This window comes from Cognatilysobacter terrigena (assembly GCF_004361065.1).
GTDB classification, from domain to species: Bacteria; Pseudomonadota; Gammaproteobacteria; order Xanthomonadales; family Xanthomonadaceae; genus Cognatilysobacter; species Cognatilysobacter terrigena.
Genome location: NZ_SELT01000005.1, coordinates 77,664 through 95,655 on the forward strand (window position 1 = coordinate 77,664; position 17,992 = coordinate 95,655).

The window sequence follows — 17,992 nt, forward strand, 5'->3', positions numbered from 1 at the left end:
CCCTCGGGTCAGTGCCAGCCGCGGATGAGGAAGGCCAGAAGCAGGATCAGGCCGACGATCATCGCGAACGCGTAGTGGTAGAGGTAGCCGGATTGAAGTCGGCGCGTGACGCGCGCGACGACGTCGACCAGTCGGGCGCTGCCGTTCACCGCAACGCCGTCGATCACGAAGGAATCGAACATTCGGGACACGCGACCCAGGCCGATGCCGCCGCCCGCGAAGCCGTCGATCCAGAGATTGTCGAAGCCGTACTTGTTCTCGAGCACGCGGACCGGCCAGGCGAACGCGCGGCGCGCGCGAGCGGCGAGTTCCGGCTTCCACCGGTACATCGCGGTGGCGAGCAGGAAGCCGGCGAGCGTCAGCCAGAACGCGGGTGCGAGGAATCCGTGCAACGCCAGCGCGACCGGGCCGTGCCAGTCTTCCTTGCCGATCTCCGCCATGGTGTCGCGCGCGGCCTGCAGGTCGATCGCGCCCATGAAGAACGGGAACTGCTGCACGTGGCCGGTCCAGTCCGTACCGAACAGCATCGGGCCGGCGGTGAAGAAGCCGACGAGTGCCGACGGAATCGCCAGCACGATCAGCGGCACCGTCACCACCCACGGCGACTCGTGCGGCTCAACCGGGCCATGGTGACCGTGATCATCGTGATGACCATGGTCGTCGTCATGCAGCGGCTCGTGCAACGTCTGCGAGCCGTCGGCATGCGCGTCCACGTTGTGGTGCGCGTCCGACGGTGCAGCGTCGCGGAAACGCTCCTTGCCGTGGAAGGTCATGTACAGCAGACGGAAACTGTAGAACGACGTCACGAACGCGCCGAGGAGAACAGCCCAATACGCGTACTTGGGAATCCAGCCGTCGCGATGCTCCGACGCGAACTTCGCGGCCTCGATGATCATGTCCTTCGAGTAGAAGCCGCTGAAGAACGGCGTCGCGACGAGCGCGAGCGTGCCGATCAGGCTCGTCCAGTAGGTGATGGGCATGTACTTGCGCAGGCCGCCCATCTTCCGCATGTCCTGCTCGTGGTGCATGCCGATGATCACGGAACCCGCGGCGAGGAACAGCAGCGCCTTGAAGAACGCGTGCGTCATCAGGTGGTACACGGCCGTCGAGTATGCCGAGACGCCCAGCGCGACCGTCATGTAACCCAGCTGCGACAGTGTCGAGTACGCGACGACGCGCTTAATGTCGTACTGCACCATGCCGATCAGGCCGGTGAAGAACGCCGTCGTCGCACCAATGAACAGCACGAAGTTGAGCGCTGTCTGGCTCATCTCGAACAGCGGCGACATGCGCGCGACCATGAAGATGCCGGCCGTCACCATCGTCGCGGCATGGATCAGCGCCGAGATCGGCGTCGGGCCTTCCATCGAATCCGGCAGCCAGACGTGCAGCGGCACCTGAGCAGACTTGCCCATCGCGCCGATAAAGAGGCAGATGCAGGCGACGCTCATGACCGACCACGACCACATGCCGGTCGTCGCACCGGGGTGGTTGAACACGTCGCCGAGCAGATGGCCGGTCGCGACCGGCGCCCGTGCGAACACGGTGCCGTAGTCGAGCGAACCGAACGCGAACAGAACCAGCGCGATACCCAGCAGGAAGCCGAAGTCCCCGACGCGATTAACGAGGAACGCCTTGAGGTTCGCGAACACCGCGGTCGGCTTCTTGAACCAGAAACCGATCAGCAGGTACGACACCAGACCCACCGCTTCCCAGCCGAAGAACAGCTGGAGGAAGTTGTTGCTCATGACCAGCATGAGCATCGAGAAGGTGAACAGCGAGATGTAGCTGAAGAACCGCTGATAGCCCGGATCTTCTTCCATGTAGCCGATCGTGTAGATGTGCACGAGCAGCGACACGAACGTGACCACCACCATCATCATCGCGGTCAGCTTGTCCACCATGAAGCCGACGTTCGCCTGGAGGCCGCCGATGTCGAACCAGGTGTAGAGATTCTCGTTGAACGGGGGCGCGCCGTGGCCGACGAGCGACCACAGAACACTGATCGACAGCACGCAGCTGGTCGCGACGCCGAGGATCGTCACCCAATGAGCGCCGGCACGGCCGATCTTGCGGCCGAACAGGCCGGCGACGATCGAGCCGATCAGCGGCGCGAGGACGATCGCGACGAGGATGGACTTGGAGAGGGCGTGTTCCACACCGGGCATCGGATCAACCCTTCAGCGAATCGACTTCGGCGACGTTGATCGTGCGCCGGTTGCGGAACAGCGTGACGAGGATCGCCAGGCCGATGGCGGCCTCGGCCGCTGCGACGGTCAGGATGAAGAACACGAACACCTGGCCCGACGCATCGCCGAGTTGCCGGGAAAACCCGACGAAATTCACGTTCACCGACAGCAGCATCAGCTCGATCGACATCAGGAGCACGATGATGTTGCGGCGGTTGAGGAAGATGCCGGCGACCGCGATGCAGAAAAGCACCGCACCGAGCGCCAGGTAGTGGCCGAGCGTGATGCCCTGCGCCATCATCGGATTCATGCGTCACCTCCGGTGGGCTCGGTCGGCGCCTTCACAGGACGCGCGGCCTCCATGCGCACCATGCGCACGCGATCCGAAGCACGCACGCGCGCCTGCCAGGACGGATCCTGCGTCCGCACGCCGCCACGATGACGGAGCGTCAGCATGACCGCCGCGACGACCGCGATCGTGAGGATGACCGCCGCCACTTCGAACGGCAGGAGGAAGTCCGTGAAGAGCGTGCGGGCGAGCCAGACCGTGTTCGGCACGTCGGTGCTCGCCGCGGCGTTCGCCGGCAGGCCCGACGCCATGTTCGCGCGCACGCCGATGAGCGTGACGATCTCGACCAGCATGACCACCGCGACCACCAGGCCGATCGGCAGGAAGCGTACGAAGTGCTTGCGCAACGGCGCGACGTCGATGTCGAGCATCATCACGACGAACATGAAGAGCACCATCACCGCGCCGACGTAGACGAGGATCAGCGCGATGCCGAGGAACTCGGCCCCGGCGACGATCCAGGTGCAGGCGACCGAGAAGAACGTCAGCACCAGGCACAGCACCGCGTGCACCGGATTGCGCATCGTGATGACGGCGCCCGCGGCGACCGTGGCGGTCGCGGCGAACAGGAGGAAAGCGATCTGCGCGAAGTCCATGGCGGCCTCAGCGGAAAGCGGCGTCGGCGGCGCGACGTTCGGCGAGTTCGGCCTCGAGGCGGTCGCCGATCGCCAGCAGCTGCGGCTTGGTCACGATGTTCTGGCCGCGCGTGTCGAAGTGGTACTCGAGCACGTGCGTCTCGACGATCGAGTCCACCGGGCACGACTCCTCACAGAAGCCGCAGTAGATGCACTTGAACAGGTCGATGTCGTAGCGCGTCGTGCGGCGCGTGCCGTCCGCGCGCTTCTCCGAATCGATCGTGATGGCCAGTGCCGGGCACACCGCCTCGCACAGCTTGCACGCGATGCAGCGCTCTTCGCCGTTGGCGTAGCGACGCAGCGCATGGATGCCGCGGAAACGATGCGACTGCGGCATCTTCTCCATCGGATACATGACCGTGTACTTCGGCTTGAAGAGGTACTTCAGCGTCAGCCACAGGCCCTGCAGCAGCTCGAGGAGCAGCAGGCTCTTGAAGTAGGACGTGATGCGATTCATGGGGTCCGGGCGTCCGTCACTTGTAGGGCACGAAGACGCCGTAATAGGCCATCAGCGCGGTGACGCAGATCCACGCGATGGTCAACGGGATGAAGACCTTCCAGCCGAGTCGCATGATCTGGTCGTAGCGGTAGCGCGGGAACGACGCGCGGAACCAGATGAAGAGGCTGGCGAAGAAGAACACCTTGATGAGCAACCACCACCAGCCGTCGACGGACAGCAGCGGAATGCCGAGGCCCTGGAACGGGCTCAGCCAGCCACCGAGGAAGAAGATCGCCGTCAGGAAGCTGACGAGGATCATGTTCGCGTATTCGGCGAGGAAGAACAGCGCGAACTGCGAACCCGAATACTCGACCATGTGGCCGGCGACGATCTCCGACTCGCCTTCCACGACGTCGAACGGTGCGCGGTTCGTTTCCGCCACGCCCGAAATGAAGTAGACGACGAACAGCGGCAGCAGCGGCCACATGAACCACTCGAACAGCCCGGCGTTGCCGGCCTGCGCGCGCACGATCTCCGAGAGATTGAGGCTGCCCGCAGCGATCAGCACGCCGACCAGCGCGAAGCCCATCGCGATCTCGTACGACACGACCTGCGCGGCCGAACGCATCGCACCGAGGAATGCGTACTTCGAGTTCGACGCCCAGCCCGCGAGGATGATGCCGTACACGCCCAGCGAGGTCATCGCAAGCAGGTAAAGCAGGCCCGCGTTGACGTCCGCCAACACCACCTTCGTGTCGAACGGGACGACCGCCCAGGCGGCGAAGGCCGGCGCCAGGCCGATCAGCGGAGCGAGCACGTAAAGCACCTTATCGGCGCGCACGGGCTCGATGACTTCCTTGAACAGCAGCTTGAAGACGTCGGCGAACGCCTGCAGCACGCCCATGCCGACGTACATCGGACCACGCCGCACGTGCATCCAGCCGATGAGCTTGCGCTCCCAGACCACGTAGAACGCGACCGAGATGATCACCGGCATGGCGATCAGCAGGATCTTGAGGATGATCCACGCGACCGAGCCCGCGGGACCGAACCCGTCGAACCAGCCGTGCACCGCGTCAATGCGCTCGTGCAGCATCCGTCAGGCCCTCCCGGCGTCGACGCGCGCGGTGCCCAGCGGCGCCGTCGCGCCGTGACCGCCTTCGATATGGATCGTGCCGGGCGCGACCTTCGCGCTCACCTCGACCGGCAACTTGGCCGAACCCGCGGAGACCGCGAAACGACCGACCGCGCCGTGCTCGAGGCCGAGCGACTGCGCATCCTGCGGGTTCACGTATGCACGCGGCGCCTGGTTCAGCGGGTGCGACTGCAACGCGGGCGCGCGACGGACGACCGCATCGACACGATAGATCGCCGGCGAAACCGCGAGTTCGAAACCGCCCTGCCCCAGCTCCGGTGCACGACCGGCGGCAACGTTCACGCTGCGCGGCGCGATCGACGAACGCGCACCCGCGAGGTCGACGAACTCGAAGCCTGGCGCACCGAGTTCGGTCGCCAGCGCGCGCAGCACGCGCCAGCCGGGGCGCGCCTGATCGGGAAGCTTGCCGCCGGCAATCGTCGACTGCTCGTGGCCGTCGAGATTCGTCAGCGTCGCATCGATTTCCGGCAGCAGGCCGATCGGCAGGATCACGTCCGCGATCGCACGGGTCGACTCGCAGGCGAAGTGACTGAACGCCACGACCTGCGCGCCGTTGAGCGCGGTCATCGCCGTCGCGGTGTCAGCGAAATCGAGGCCCGGCTCGATGCCATAGATGACGTACGCCGAACGTGCGTCGGTCAGCATCGACTGCGCGTCGCGCGACGTCGGCAGCACGCCGTGTCGCGCCAGGCCGACCGCATTCGCACCCTGCGGCACGCGGCACAGCTTGGCGCCAGTCACGTCGGCGAGCTGGCGAGCAGCGGCGCGAATGCGAGCGGCATGCGGACCGTTCTCGGCGATCGCACCGACAATGATCGCGGCGGAAGTCGCGCCGCTGAGCGTGTCACGCAGCGACGCATCGCCGAGCGCGTCGGCCATACGCGACGGCGCGACGATCTGCTTGCCCGCGAGCTCGAACGTGAAGTCGAAATCGACCGGATTGACGACGTAGATCTTGGCGCCACGCGTCCACGCCCGGCGCAGGCGTGCGTGCACCAACGGCAGCTCGTGTCGGATGTTGGAGCCGACGATGACGATCGTCGAGGCCTTCTCGATGTCGGCGACCGGCATCGCGAACGTTTCCGCGACGGCGGCATCCGAGAGATCGGACTGCGCGATGCGATGGTCGATGTTGCCGGTACCCAGCGCGTCGGCGAGGCGTGCGAGTAGCGCGCCCTCCTCGTTCGACGTCGACGGATGCACCAGCACGCCGAGTTCGTCCGCGCCGTTCTCGCGCAGGATCTGTGCAGCACGTGCGAGCGCCTGCTCCCACGACGCCTCACGCCATTCGCCCGCTTCCTTCACCAGCGGCCGCGTCGCGCGATCGGCGGCATACAGGCCCTGGTGGGAGTAGCGATCACGGTCCGAAAGCCAGCACTCGTTCACCGCGTCGTTGTCGCGCGGAACGGTGCGCAGCACTTCGCCGCGACGCACGTGCAGGAAGAGGTTGCTGCCGAGCGCGTCGTGGTAACCGAGCGACTCGCGCGCCATCAGTTCCCACGGACGTGCCTTGAACTGGAACACCTTGTTCGTGAGTGCGCCCACCGGGCAGACGTCGATGACGTTACCGGACAGCTCGGTCGTCAGCGGCTTGCCGTCGTACGTGCCGATCTGCAGGTTCTCGCCGCGGTACATGCCGCCCAGCTCGTATGTGCCGGCGACTTCCGCGGTGAAGCGGACGCAGCGCGTGCACTGGATGCAGCGCGTCATCTCGGTGGCGACCAGCGGACCGATGTCCTCGTCCGGCACGGTGCGCTTGCGCTCGGAGAAGCGCGAAATCGATCGGCCGTAGCCCATCGACAGATCCTGCAGCTCGCACTCGCCGCCCTGATCGCAGATCGGGCAGTCGAGCGGATGGTTGATCAGCAGGAACTCCATCACGTTGCGCTGGCTCTTCAGAGCCTTCTCGCTACGCGTGACGACCTTCATGCCGTCCATCACCGGCGTTGCGCACGCCGGCGCCGGCTTCGGCATCTTCTCGACCTCGACCAGGCACATGCGGCAATTCGCCGCGACGCTGAGCTTGTCGTGGTAGCAGAAGCGCGGAATCGGGATACCGACCTTGTCGGCAGCCTGGATGATCATCGAACCCTTCGGCGCAGCGGTCTCGACGCCGTCGATGAAGACGGTAACGTGATCCGGCGGCAGGTTCGGGTTTACGGGTTGCGCGCTCATGCGGCCACCTTCTGCACGACGGTGCCGGCGGCTTCGTCATCGACGAGGAAGCGCTTGTTCACGATCGCGTATTCGAATTCATGCCAGAAATGGCGCAGGAAACCCTGCACCGGCCACGCGGCGGCCTCGCCGAACGCGCAGATGGTGTGGCCTTCGATCTGGCCCGCTGCGGCACGCAGCATCTGCAGGTCATCGAGCGTCGCTTCGCGGTTGGCGATGCGAGTCAGCATGCGGTACATCCAGCCGGTGCCCTCGCGGCACGGCGTGCACTGGCCGCACGACTCCTTGAAATAGAAGCGCGCGATGCGCTGGCAGGCGCGCACCATGCAGGTGGTGTCGTCCATCACGATGACAGCGCCCGAGCCCAAGCCCGAACCGGCCTTCAGGATCGAGTCGTAGTCCATCGTCAGCGACATCATCGTGTCGCCCGGCAGCACCGGCATCGACGAACCGCCCGGGATCACCGCCTTCAGCTTGCGTCCACCGCGCACGCCACCGGCAATCTGCAGCAGTTCGGAGAACGGCGTGCCGAGGCGGATCTCGAAGTTGCCCGGATTGGCGACATGGCCCGACACCGAAAACACCTTCGGGCCGCCGTTGTTCGGCTTGCCGAGGTTCGCGAACCACTCCGCGCCGTTGCGAATGATCGCCGGCACGGACGCGTAGGTCTCGGTGTTGTTGATCGTCGTCGGCTTGCCGTAGAGGCCGAAGTTCGCCGGGAACGGCGGCTTGTAGCGCGGCTGGCCCTTCTTGCCCTCGAGCGACTCCATCAGCGCGGTTTCTTCGCCGCAGATGTAGGCGCCAGCGCCGAGTGCGCCATAGATGTCGACGTCGATGCCGCTGCCGAGCACGTTCTTGCCCAGCCAACCGTTCTCGTACGCTTCCTTCAGCGCCTGCTCGAAGTGTTCGAACGGCTCGTGATGGAACTCACCGCGCAGGTAGTTGTACGCCGCGGTCGAACCCGTCGCGTAGCAGGCGATCGCCATGCCCTCGACGACGGCGTGCGGGTTGTAGCGGAGGATGTCGCGATCCTTCGCCGTGCCCGGCTCCGACTCGTCGGAGTTGCAGAGGATGTACTTCTGGCCCGGACCCTTCGGCATGAAGGACCACTTCAAGCCGGTCGGAAAGCCCGCGCCGCCGCGGCCGCGCAGACCCGACTGCTTGACCATCTCGATCACCGCCGCCGGCTCGATCTTCTCGGTGAGGATCTTGCGCCAGGCGCTGTAACCGCCGGTCTTGAGATAGTTGTCGTACGACCACGGCGTATCGAAGTGCAGCGTCGTATAGACGACGTTGTGCTCCTGCGGCGCCGGGCCGACGGGGCCGTAGCCCTTGGAATAGTCGTGGTGCGAGTGCGCCATCGCGCGATTACTCCAACCCGTTGAGCAGCTCGTCCACCTTCGCGGTGTCGAGCTTCTCGTGGTAATGCCCGTTGATGACGACGACCGGCGCACCGCAGCAGGCGGCGAGGCATTCCTCTTCGCGCTTCAGGTACACACGGCCGTCGGCGGTCGATTCGCCGAGCTTGCAGCCGAGCTTCTTCTCGGCGTGCTCGACCAGCTCCTGCGCACCGTTGAGCCAGCAGCTGATGTTGGTGCAGAAGGCGACGTTATGACGGCCGACCTTCTCGGTCTCGAACATCGAATAGAAGCTCGCCACCTCGTACGCCCACACCGGCGGAATGCCGATGTACTTCGCGACGGCAGCGATCAGTTCGTCCGACAGCCAGCCGCCGTTCTGCTCCTGCGCCGCGTGCAGGCCCTGGAGCACCGCCGAGCGACGACGGTCCGCGGGGAACTTCGACAACCAATGGTCGATGTGCGCGCGCGTGGCGTCGCTCAACGCGACCGCGGGGTCGACGTTCTGGCAGGCTTCGAAGTTGCCGGTGGCTTTCATTGCAGTGCTTGCTCCAGCGATCGACTCAGCGGTCGATCTCGCCGAAAACGACGTCGTAGGTGCCGATCATCGCGACCACGTCGGCCAGCATGTGGCCCTTGACGATCGCGTCCATCGAGGAAAGGTGCGCGAAACCCGGCGCGCGGCACTTCAGGCGGAAGGGCTTGTTCGCGCCGTCGGAGACGAGGTACACGCCGAACTCGCCCTTGGGCGCTTCGACCGCCGCGTACGTCTCGCCGGCCGGCACGCAATAGCCTTCCGAGAACAGCTTGAAGTGGTGGATGAGGGCTTCCATGTCGTCCTTCATCTCCTCGCGCTTCGGCGGGGCGATCTTGAAGTTGTCGACGATCACGGGGCCGGGATTGGCCTTCAGCCACTTCACGCACTGCTGGATGATGCGGTTCGACTCGCGCATCTCGGCGACTCGCACGAGATAGCGGTCGTAGCAGTCGCCGGTCTTGCCGACCGGAATGTCGAACTCGACCTGGTCGTAGCGCGCGTACGGCTGCGTCTTGCGCAGATCCCATGCGATGCCCGAGCCACGAATCATCGGGCCGGTCATGCCCCACGCATACGCATCTTCAGGCGACACCACGCCGATGCCGACCGTCCGCTGCTTCCAGATGCGGTTGTCCGTGAGCAGCGTTTCGTACTCATCGACGCGCGCCGGGAAATCCTTCGCGAAGGCTTCGATGAAGTCGAGCATCGTGCCTTCGCGCGCCTCGTTGAAGCGCTTGAGGCTGTTGCCCTTGCGCCACGGCGATTCGCGGTACTTGGACATGCGATCCGGGAGATCGCGATACACACCGCCCGGACGGTAGTATGCGGCGTGCATGCGCGCGCCCGACACCGCCTCGTACACGTCCATGAGCTCTTCGCGCTCGCGGAACGCGTATAGGAACACCGCCATCGCGCCGAGGTCGAGCGCATTCGATCCGATCCACATCAGGTGGTTCAGGATGCGCGTGATCTCGTCGAACATCGTCCGGATCCACTGCGCGCGTTCCGGAGCTTCGATACCGAGCAACGTCTCGATCGCACGCACATAGGCGTGCTCGTTGCACATCATCGAGACGTAATCCAGGCGGTCCATGTAGGGCACCGACTGGTTGAACGGCTTGGATTCGGCAAGCTTCTCGGTGCCGCGATGGAGCAGACCGATGTGCGGATCGGCGCGACGCACGACTTCGCCATCCATCTCGAGGATGAGGCGAAGCACGCCGTGCGCGGCCGGATGCTGCGGGCCGAAGTTCAGCGTGTAGTTGCGGATCTCCGGGCCCGTGTTGGCCGGGCGCAGCGGATCGGCAGCGGACGGAACGGCGCTCACTTCTTCACCTCCGCGCGCTGCGCGGCTTCGCCGGCGGACGTCTGGTAACGCGCGTCGTCGCGAATGACGCGCGGCACGCCGACGCGTGGCTCGATCGTGACCGGCTGGTACACCACGCGACGACGCTCGGCGTCGTAACGCACTTCGACGTTGCCGATCAGCGGGAAATCCTTGCGGAACGGATGGCCGACGAAGCCGTAGTCCGTGAGGATGCGGCGCAGGTCCGGATGCCCATCGAACACGATGCCGTAGAGGTCGAACGCCTCGCGCTCGAACCAGTTCACACCCGGCCAGACGTCCACGACGGATGCCACTGCAGGCACCGCATCATCGGGCGCGAACGTGCGGATCCGAAGACGCGCGTTGTGCTGCACCGACAGCAGATGGGCGACGACGGCGAAGCGACGCTCCGGCGCGATACCGGCTCCGTTCGGCTGCTCACCCCAGACGAAGCGACCGACGCCCTTGCCTTCGACGCCGCGCGAGAAACCTTCCGACGACACGTCGGTGTCCCACTCGTCGCTGCCGTAGCTCAGGTAATCGACGCCGCAGAGGTCGACGATCTGCTCGAAACCGAATTCGTCGCGCAGCGCGCGGGAGGCGGCAAGCCAGCCGTCGTGCGGAATTTCAAGCGTGACCTCACCGCGCGGAAGCGCGACGGTGACGACACCATCCGTGAACCGCTCGCGCAGACGCGCGGCGAGAACGGGCTCGATGGCTTCCGTCGGCACGGCGCTCATTCGCGCATCCCCTGGCGACGATCACCGAAGTTGGTGCCGCGACGGATCTTCTTCTGCAGCTGCAGGATGCCGTAGGTCAGCGCTTCGGCCGTCGGCGGGCAGCCCGGCACATAGATGTCGACCGGCACGATGCGATCGCAGCCGCGCACGACCGAATACGAGTAGTGGTAGTAGCCGCCGCCGTTGGCGCAGCTGCCCATCGAGATGACCCACTTCGGGTCGGGCATCTGGTCGTACACGCGACGCAACGCCGGCGCCATCTTGTTGACCAGCGTACCCGCCACGATCATCACGTCGGACTGGCGCGGCGACGGGCGGAACACGACGCCGTAGCGGTCGAGGTCGATACGCGCGGCACCGGCATGCATCATCTCGACCGCGCAGCACGCAAGGCCGAACGTCATCGGCCACATCGAGCCGGTGCGCGCCCAGTTCCACAGCGTGTCGAGGTTCGTGGTGACGAAACCCTGCTGCATGACCGGGTTGTCGGCCTCCGGCAGCAGGATGTCGTCCAGCCGCCCTTCGGGCAGCGGATTGAACATGAGGTCGGAAATACTCTTCATGGCGACAGCCGCCTCACTCCCAATCCAGGGCGCCCTTCTTCCACACGTAGGCGAAACCGATCACCAGTAGCGCGAGGAAGGTGCCCATCTCGACAAGGCCGAACGGCCCGAGTTCCCGGAACACGAGTGCCCAGGGAAATACGAACGCGATCTCCAGGTCGAAGACGATGAAGATGATCGCGATCAGGTAGTAGCGCACGTTGAACTGCATGCGCGCGTCTTCGAACGCGTTGAAGCCGCTTTCGTAAGGCAGCAGCTTCTCGACCGTCGGGCGCTTGGGCCCGAGGAAACGTCCGACGATGATGAGGGCGACGCCAATACCGCCGGCGACGATCAGGAACAGCAGGGTCGGCAGATATTCGGCCAGCACTCGTGTTCTCTCGGCTCTCGCGCGGCGGGCCGGCGGAGGCCGCGCGGCGCGCTTAGGACTCCCCGCGCCATCGCGGCCGGGGGATTCTGCGGTGTGGTGCCCAAGGGGGGACTCGAACCCCCACGACCTAAGTCGCTACCACCTCAAGGTAGTGCGTCTACCAATTCCGCCACCTGGGCAAAAACGTGTCATCCGCGACGTGTTCATCGGGTCGTTGTCGACCCACTCCGGCCTTCCGTGCCGGAGCAGCACATTGTAACTGAATTACAACGTTTAACCAGCCGGTGTCGTCGTATTCGGCGACGTCGTCGCAGGTGCAGTCGACGGCTGCGTCGGCGCGGAGGTCGCAGGCGCGGTCGGCGTCGGAGCCGGCGCTGCGGGAACGGTGCTCGGCGCAGCCGGAATCGCACCGGCCGGTGCTGCGGGAATCGCGCCACCGTTCGACGCCGGCGCATTCGGAACCTGCGCCATGATGCTGCCGCCTGCCGACGCATCGGGCTGACGCGCGCTGCGCGAAACGGTCCATGAAATCGCGAGGCTCAGCACGAAGAACGCGACCGCGAGCCACTTCGTCGACTTCGACAGGAAGTTCGCGGAACCGCGCGCACCGAAGACCGTGCCGGATGCGCCGCCGCCGAAGCCGGAACCGGCCTGGGCGCCTGCGCCGCGCTGCATGAGGATCAGCGCGATCATCGCGACCGCCAGCAGCACGTAGATGATGTTCAGAAACAGCAGCATGGGCACAGCCCCGTGGAAGCTCAGTGGGCGGCCGCTCGCGCGATCGCCAGGAAGTCGTCGGCCTTCAGCGATGCGCCTCCGACCAGTCCGCCGTCGACGTCGGGCTGCGCGAAGAGCTCGCCCGCGTTGTCGGCCTTGACGCTGCCGCCGTACAGGATCGGCAGCGAGCCGGCGATTCTAGCATCGCGCTGCGAAATCTCGCCACGAATGAAGGCGTGGACCTCCTGCGCCTGCTCCGGCGTCGCCGTGCGGCCGGTACCGATCGCCCAGACCGGCTCGTAGGCCACGACGGCGCCCTCGAGGTCCGCAACGCCTGCGCCCGACAAAAGCGGCTCGAGCTGCTGCTCGAGGCGCCACCAGGTGCGACCGGCTTCACGGTCCTCGAGCGTCTCGCCGACGCAAAGGATCGGCACGAGGCCCGCCGCCTTCGCCGCGCCGAACTTGCGCGCGACGAGCTCGTTCGATTCGTGGTGGTACTGGCGACGCTCGGAGTGGCCCACCAGACCGTACACCGCGCCGACGTCGAGCAGCATCGCCGCCGAGACTTCGCCCGTGTACGCGCCCGTCTCGTTCGCGCTGACGTCCTGTGCGCCGAACGCGAGGCCGCGCGCGCCGTAGCGCTCCACCAGCTCGCCGAGATACGGGAGGGGCGGAAGGATCACGCGCTCCACGCCCGCAGGCGCGGGTTCGGCGACGATCCCATCGAGCAACGACGCCGCGAATGCGCGATTTCCGTGCAGCTTCCAGTTACCGGCGACGATTCGACGACGCATCGCGTGCTCCCCTCCAAAATTCGGCGCGAAGTCTAGCCCACCCGCCGCTCTGCCGGACCATGACGACCCTCCACGGCCTGCCCCCGATCGAAAACCCGAACGCCCGCGCGCTGGTGCTCGGCAGCATGCCGGGCGGCGCGTCGCTGCGTGCCGGCCGCTACTACGCGCACGGCCAGAACCTGTTCTGGACCTTCATGGGCGACTTCGTTGGCGCGACGCCGGCTCTGTCCTACGAGGCCCGGATCGATCGCTTGCGGGATGCGGGCATCGCGCTGTGGGACGTCATCGCGACGTGCGAGCGCGACGGCAGCCTCGACAGCGCGATCCGCGGCGCCGTCGCGAACGATTTCGCCGCGTTCTTCGCGATGCATCGGCACCTGCGGGCCGTGCTGTTCAACGGCGCGACGGCGGAGGCGACGTTTCGACGCCAAGTGCCCGAAGACATCGTCCCCGCCGGCGTGAAGCTGGTGCGACTGCCCTCGACCAGCCCCGCGAACCGATCGATTCCGACGGATACCAAGCGCGACGCGTGGCGCGCCGCCCTTGCGGACGCGGGCGTGCGGTTGCAATCGCCGCCGGTATAGTCCGGCGATGCGCCCCACCCTCGCCCGCCTGCCGACACTGCCCTACCGCAAGCCCACCGAGGGGCGCGACTACTGGGTGGTCGACGACATCCTTCCGAATCCCGACGACGTGCGCGCACGTGCGCTGGCGCGCGACGACTGGACGCTCGGCTGGCCGCATCGCGAGGAAAGCTGGCCGGGCGCGCGGATCATGCCGGGCCTGGAACCCGACGAACTCGACCTCGTCGAGACACGCGTCAAGGCGCTGACCGGTGCATCGAAGTTGTGGGTGCAGGCCTCGCCTGACGGTGCGACGCTCAATCACAACTGCATCCAGGCCGTCGGCGACAACGAAGGCGAGGTGCGTCCGCACACCGATTCGCGCGCGCTCTGCCGCTATGCCGCGGTGCTGTATCTGAATCCGAAAGTGCCCGATGACTGCGGCACCAGCTTTTTCCGCCAGCGACTGCCGACGGGCCAGCTCGGCGGCAACTCGGTGATGCCGCCGCACAACAATCTCGTCGAAGCGCTCGGCACGCGGTTCGTCGCCGACGGCAGCTTCGTCGAAGACGTCGCCGTGCCGCATCGCTACAACCGGCTGCTCGTCTACCGCGCGAACATCATCCACAGCGCGACCCGCTACTGGGGCCGCACGCTCGAGACCAAACGCATGGCTGCGGTGTTCTTCTGGATGGCGTAACCCGCGCTCGTTATCCGAGCCTCTGAAGCCAAAAATCCCGGCCGAGGCCGGGTTTTTTTGACGCGCCGTTACTTGAGCTTGATCTCGCGCAGGCGCTCTTCGAGATAACCCTGCGCCGTGATCGATTCGGGATAGCGGCTGGGGTTTTCCGCCGTCACGCAGGACGGCAGCACGTCGATGACGAAGTCCGGATTCGGGTGCAGGAAGAACGGCGTCGAGTAACGCGGCTGGCGCGCCTTCTCACCCGGCGGGTTGACCACGCGATGCGTCGTCGACGGATACACGTGGTTTGTCAGACGCTGCAGCATGTCGCCGATGTTGACGACGATCGTGTCGGCCTGCGCGGTGAACGGAATCCACTCGCCCTTGCGCGACAGCACTTCCAGGCCTTCCGAACTCGCGCCGACCAGCAGCGTGATGAGGTTGATGTCCTCGTGCGCACCGGCACGCACGTTCGGCACGTCCGGCGTCGTGATCGGCGGATAGTGGATCGGGCGCAGGATCGAATTGCCCTGGTTCGTCACGTTGACGAAGTAGTCGCCCGGCAGGCCGATGTGCAGCGCCAGCGCCGACAGCATGCGCGAGCCGAGATCGTCGAGCGCCGTGTACAGGCGATAGCCGACGTCGCGGAATTCGGCGATTTCGGTCGGCCACACGTTCGGCGGCATCACGTCGGCGTACTTCGAATCGCGCGCGATCTCACGGCCGATGTGGAAGAACTCCTTGAGGTCGAAGTGCTGCGCGCCCTTCGCGGTCTCGATGCCGAACGGCGTGTAGCCGCGCGCGCCACCACCGCCCGGCACGTGGTACTTGCGCTTGACCTCATCCGGCAGCGCGAAGAACTCGGCGAACACGCGGTAGGCGTCGTCGATCAGCTGCTGCGGGATGCCGTGGTTGCGGATGCCGGCGAAGCCCCACTCGCGGTAGGTCGCGCCGAGCTCGGCAACGAAGGCGTCGCGCTCGGACGGATTGTCGAAGCGCTGGATGTCGAGGGTCGGGATCTGGCTCATGTCGGTTCTCTGGTCGAGCCGGCAGTGTGCGCCACGGCCGGCTGCGTCGATTTGATCGAAATCAGGCGGCGGCTTCGCGCACGGCGGCGGCGAGACGATCGAGCGTCGTCTCGACGAGTGCGTCGTCGTCCGCTTCCACGGTCACGCGCACGACGGGTTCGGTGCCGGAAGGACGCAGGAACGCACGCCCGCGACCGGCGACCGCCTGCTGCGCGTCCGCGAGCGCGGCCTTGACGCTATCCGCTTCGGCCGGCTTGCCACCTGCTGCATAACGCACGTTGACGGTCTTCTGCGGCACGCGCCGCAGGCCTTCCAGCGCCTGCGCGAGCGAGATGCCGCGTCGACGCAGCACTTCCAGCACCTGCAATGCGCTGACGATGCCGTCGCCGGTGCTGACGCGATCGAGGCAGAGCAGATGGCCCGATGCTTCCCCGCCCAGCACGCCTTCGTGTGCGACGAGCTGCTGGTGCACGTAGCGATCGCCGACCTTCGCGCGCAGGAAGTTGATGCCGCGCTGGCCGAGCGCCTGCTCGAGGCCGAAATTGCTCATCAGCGTGCCGACCACCGGACCGCGCAGGCGGCCGTGCGCCTGCCAGTCGGTCGCGAGCACGTAGATCAGGTCGTCGCCGTCGCGCACGCGGCCTTCGGCGTCGACGAACAGCACGCGGTCGCCGTCGCCGTCAAAGGCGATGCCGAGGTCGGCACCCTGCTCCACCACCGTCTTCGCGAGAAGTTCGGGATGCGTCGAGCCGACGCCGTCGTTGATGTTCGTGCCGTTCGGTTCGACACCGATCGTGGTGACGCGCGCACCGAGTTCGCGGAACACGATGGGCGCGATCTGGTACGTCGCACCGTTCGCGCAGTCCATGACGATGCGCATGCCGTCGAGGTCGAAACGCCGCGGCACGCTGCCTTTGCAGGCTTCGACGTAACGGCCCAGCGCCTCGCGCGTGCGCACGGCCTTGCCGAGTTCGTCGGACGCGACGGTGCGGAACGGTTCGTCGAGCGCGGCTTCGATCGCGAGTTCCGTCTCGTCGTCGAGCTTTTCGCCTTCCGCCGAGAAGAACTTGATCCCGTTGTCGTAATGCGGGTTGTGCGACGCCGAGATCACGATGCCGCCATCGGCGCGCAGCGAGCGCGTGAGGTGCGCGACGGCGGGCGTGGGCATCGGGCCCATCAGCTGCACGTCGACGCCCGCGGCGACGAGGCCCGCTTCGAGCGCCGCTTCGAACATGTAGTTCGAGATGCGCGTGTCCTTGCCGATGATCACGACCGGCTTGCGCCACGAGGGCGCCTTCGAACGCAGCGCATGCCCGTAGGCGTTGCCGAGGCGGAGCACGAAGTCCGCCGAGATCGCGCCTTCGCCCACGCGTCCGCGAATGCCGTCGGTACCGAAATAACGACGACTCATGCGGCCGCGACCTCGGGCTTCGGCTGCTTCATCATCAGCGCGAGCAGGTGCGAGAGGCGCTCACGCATCTCGCGGCGGTCGCAGATCATGTCGATCGCGCCGTGCTCGACGAGGAACTCCGAACGCTGGAAGCCTTCCGGCAGCTTCTCGCGTACGGTCTGCTCGATGACGCGCGGACCCGCGAAGCCGATCAGCGCTTCGGGTTCGGCGATGTTGAGATCGCCCAGCATCGCGAACGATGCCGACACGCCACCGGTGGTCGGGTGCGTGAGCACGGAGACGTACGGCAGGCCCGCTTCACGCAGGCGGCCGAGCGCCGCGGAGGTCTTCGCCATCTGCATCAGCGAGAACAGCGACTCCTGCATGCGGGCGCCGCCCGACGCGGAGAAGTTAACGAATGGGCAGCCGATCTCGAGCGCCGTTTCGGCCGCGCGGGTGAAGCGCTCGCCGACGACGGAGCCCATCGAGCCGCCCATGAACGCGAAGTCGAACGACGCGGCGACGAGATCGCGGCCATCGAGCGTGCCGCGCATCGCGATCAGCGCGTCGCGCTCGCCCGTCGACTTCTGCGCGGCCTTAATGCGGTCGGAATACTTCTTCTGGTCGCGGAACTTGAGGACGTCGGTCGGGCCGAGGTCCGCGGCGATCTCAGTGGTGCTGCCGGCGTCGAACAGCGAGGCCAGGCGCGCACGGGCCCGGATCGGCATGTGGTAGCCGCACTTCGGGCAGACCTCGAGGTTCTCCTCGAGCTCCGGGCGGTACAGCGCCGAGGCGCAGCGGTCGCACTTTTCCCAGAGACCTTCCGGCACGCTGCGGCGGCGCTGGGTGCCTTCGGTGCGGATGCCGGACGGCATCAGTTTCTTGAGCCAGGACATGCTGGAGGCTCTCCCCTGTCGGACGAACGGCCGTCTCGCGGCCAGCGGGTCAGTGTAGCGCAGCGCTCCGGGCCGGCCGGTCG

At 66.3% G+C, this 17,992-nt stretch carries 19 protein-coding genes and 1 tRNA gene; 2 read left to right on the forward strand and 18 right to left on the reverse strand.

What is annotated here, in order from left to right; translation table 11 throughout:
* Positions 1 to 8: 8 nt before the first annotated feature.
* The 15 genes from nuoL to tpiA form a co-directional block, all read right to left on the reverse strand.
* Positions 9 to 2,159: an NADH-quinone oxidoreductase subunit L gene (gene nuoL / locus EVS83_RS05105; RefSeq protein WP_133500017.1), complete on the reverse strand. Its 2,151-nt coding sequence runs from the start codon at positions 2,157 to 2,159 to the stop codon at positions 9 to 11.
* 13 nt (positions 2,160 to 2,172) lie between these two features.
* Positions 2,173 to 2,490: an NADH-quinone oxidoreductase subunit NuoK gene (gene nuoK / locus EVS83_RS05110; protein ID WP_246022782.1), complete on the reverse strand. Its 318-nt coding sequence runs from the start codon at positions 2,488 to 2,490 to the stop codon at positions 2,173 to 2,175.
* Between the two features lie 5 nt (positions 2,491 to 2,495).
* Positions 2,496 to 3,134 carry an NADH-quinone oxidoreductase subunit J gene (locus tag EVS83_RS05115; protein WP_133499944.1) on the reverse strand — a complete coding sequence of 213 codons (639 nt, stop codon included), beginning with the start codon at positions 3,132 to 3,134 and terminating at the stop codon, positions 2,496 to 2,498.
* 7 nt (positions 3,135 to 3,141) lie between these two features.
* The gene (gene nuoI, locus EVS83_RS05120) at positions 3,142 to 3,630 is read right to left on the reverse strand and encodes an NADH-quinone oxidoreductase subunit NuoI (RefSeq protein ID WP_133499945.1); all 489 of its coding nucleotides are present in this window, start codon (positions 3,628 to 3,630) and stop codon (positions 3,142 to 3,144) included.
* A 16-nt stretch (positions 3,631 to 3,646) separates the two neighbouring features.
* Positions 3,647 to 4,708 (reverse strand): NADH-quinone oxidoreductase subunit NuoH, encoded by a 1,062-nt coding sequence (gene nuoH / locus EVS83_RS05125; protein WP_133499946.1) that lies wholly within the window; start codon positions 4,706 to 4,708, stop codon positions 3,647 to 3,649.
* 3 nt (positions 4,709 to 4,711) lie between these two features.
* Positions 4,712 to 6,943 (reverse strand): NADH-quinone oxidoreductase subunit NuoG, encoded by a 2,232-nt coding sequence (gene nuoG, locus EVS83_RS05130; protein ID WP_133499947.1) that lies wholly within the window; start codon positions 6,941 to 6,943, stop codon positions 4,712 to 4,714.
* Positions 6,940 to 8,304 carry an NADH-quinone oxidoreductase subunit NuoF gene (nuoF, locus tag EVS83_RS05135; RefSeq protein WP_133499949.1) on the reverse strand — a complete coding sequence of 455 codons (1,365 nt, stop codon included), beginning with the start codon at positions 8,302 to 8,304 and terminating at the stop codon, positions 6,940 to 6,942. The genes nuoG and nuoF overlap by 4 nt, the downstream gene beginning before the upstream one ends.
* Positions 8,305 to 8,311: 7 nt before the next feature.
* On the reverse strand, positions 8,312 to 8,839 hold the full coding sequence (nuoE, locus tag EVS83_RS05140; protein ID WP_133499950.1) for an NADH-quinone oxidoreductase subunit NuoE: 528 nt from the start codon (positions 8,837 to 8,839) through the stop codon (positions 8,312 to 8,314).
* Positions 8,840 to 8,864: 25 nt separating this feature from the next.
* Positions 8,865 to 10,166, reverse strand: coding sequence for an NADH-quinone oxidoreductase subunit D (locus tag EVS83_RS05145; protein ID WP_133499952.1), 1,302 nt, complete (start codon positions 10,164 to 10,166; stop codon positions 8,865 to 8,867).
* Positions 10,163 to 10,906 carry an NADH-quinone oxidoreductase subunit C gene (locus EVS83_RS05150; protein WP_133499953.1) on the reverse strand — a complete coding sequence of 248 codons (744 nt, stop codon included), beginning with the start codon at positions 10,904 to 10,906 and terminating at the stop codon, positions 10,163 to 10,165. Before EVS83_RS05150 ends, EVS83_RS05145 begins: the two co-directional genes overlap by 4 nt.
* Positions 10,903 to 11,469, reverse strand: a complete 567-nt coding sequence (locus EVS83_RS05155) for a NuoB/complex I 20 kDa subunit family protein (protein WP_133499954.1) — start codon at positions 11,467 to 11,469, stop codon at positions 10,903 to 10,905. Before EVS83_RS05155 ends, EVS83_RS05150 begins: the two co-directional genes overlap by 4 nt.
* A gap of 13 nt (positions 11,470 to 11,482) precedes the next feature.
* Complete coding sequence (locus tag EVS83_RS05160) at positions 11,483 to 11,839, reverse strand: NADH-quinone oxidoreductase subunit A (protein WP_133499956.1); 357 nt, start codon at positions 11,837 to 11,839, stop codon at positions 11,483 to 11,485.
* Between the two features lie 94 nt (positions 11,840 to 11,933).
* A tRNA-Leu gene (locus EVS83_RS05165) sits at positions 11,934 to 12,018 on the reverse strand.
* 94 nt (positions 12,019 to 12,112) lie between these two features.
* A complete protein-coding gene (gene secG, locus EVS83_RS05170; RefSeq protein ID WP_133499957.1) occupies positions 12,113 to 12,577 on the reverse strand; it encodes a preprotein translocase subunit SecG in 465 nt (154 codons plus the stop codon).
* A gap of 20 nt (positions 12,578 to 12,597) precedes the next feature.
* Positions 12,598 to 13,350, reverse strand: a complete 753-nt coding sequence (gene tpiA, locus EVS83_RS05175) for a triose-phosphate isomerase (RefSeq protein WP_133499958.1) — start codon at positions 13,348 to 13,350, stop codon at positions 12,598 to 12,600.
* Positions 13,351 to 13,409: 59 nt separating this feature from the next.
* On the opposite strand from tpiA, the gene EVS83_RS05180 reads away from it, so the two are divergent.
* Positions 13,410 to 13,934 (forward strand): DNA-deoxyinosine glycosylase, encoded by a 525-nt coding sequence (locus tag EVS83_RS05180; protein WP_133499959.1) that lies wholly within the window; start codon positions 13,410 to 13,412, stop codon positions 13,932 to 13,934.
* A gap of 7 nt (positions 13,935 to 13,941) precedes the next feature.
* Positions 13,942 to 14,613: a DUF6445 family protein gene (locus EVS83_RS05185; protein ID WP_133499960.1), complete on the forward strand. Its 672-nt coding sequence runs from the start codon at positions 13,942 to 13,944 to the stop codon at positions 14,611 to 14,613.
* A gap of 68 nt (positions 14,614 to 14,681) precedes the next feature.
* Here EVS83_RS05185 and EVS83_RS05190 read toward each other — a convergent pair whose 3' ends face one another.
* From EVS83_RS05190 to accD, 3 genes are all read right to left on the reverse strand, one after another.
* Complete coding sequence (locus EVS83_RS05190) at positions 14,682 to 15,623, reverse strand: isopenicillin N synthase family dioxygenase (RefSeq protein WP_133499961.1); 942 nt, start codon at positions 15,621 to 15,623, stop codon at positions 14,682 to 14,684.
* A 61-nt stretch (positions 15,624 to 15,684) separates the two neighbouring features.
* The gene (glmM, locus tag EVS83_RS05195; RefSeq protein WP_133499963.1) at positions 15,685 to 17,034 is read right to left on the reverse strand and encodes a phosphoglucosamine mutase; all 1,350 of its coding nucleotides are present in this window, start codon (positions 17,032 to 17,034) and stop codon (positions 15,685 to 15,687) included.
* Positions 17,031 to 17,909, reverse strand: a complete 879-nt coding sequence (gene accD / locus EVS83_RS05200; RefSeq protein ID WP_133499964.1) for an acetyl-CoA carboxylase, carboxyltransferase subunit beta — start codon at positions 17,907 to 17,909, stop codon at positions 17,031 to 17,033. Before accD ends, glmM begins: the two co-directional genes overlap by 4 nt.
* Positions 17,910 to 17,992 lie beyond the last annotated feature (83 nt).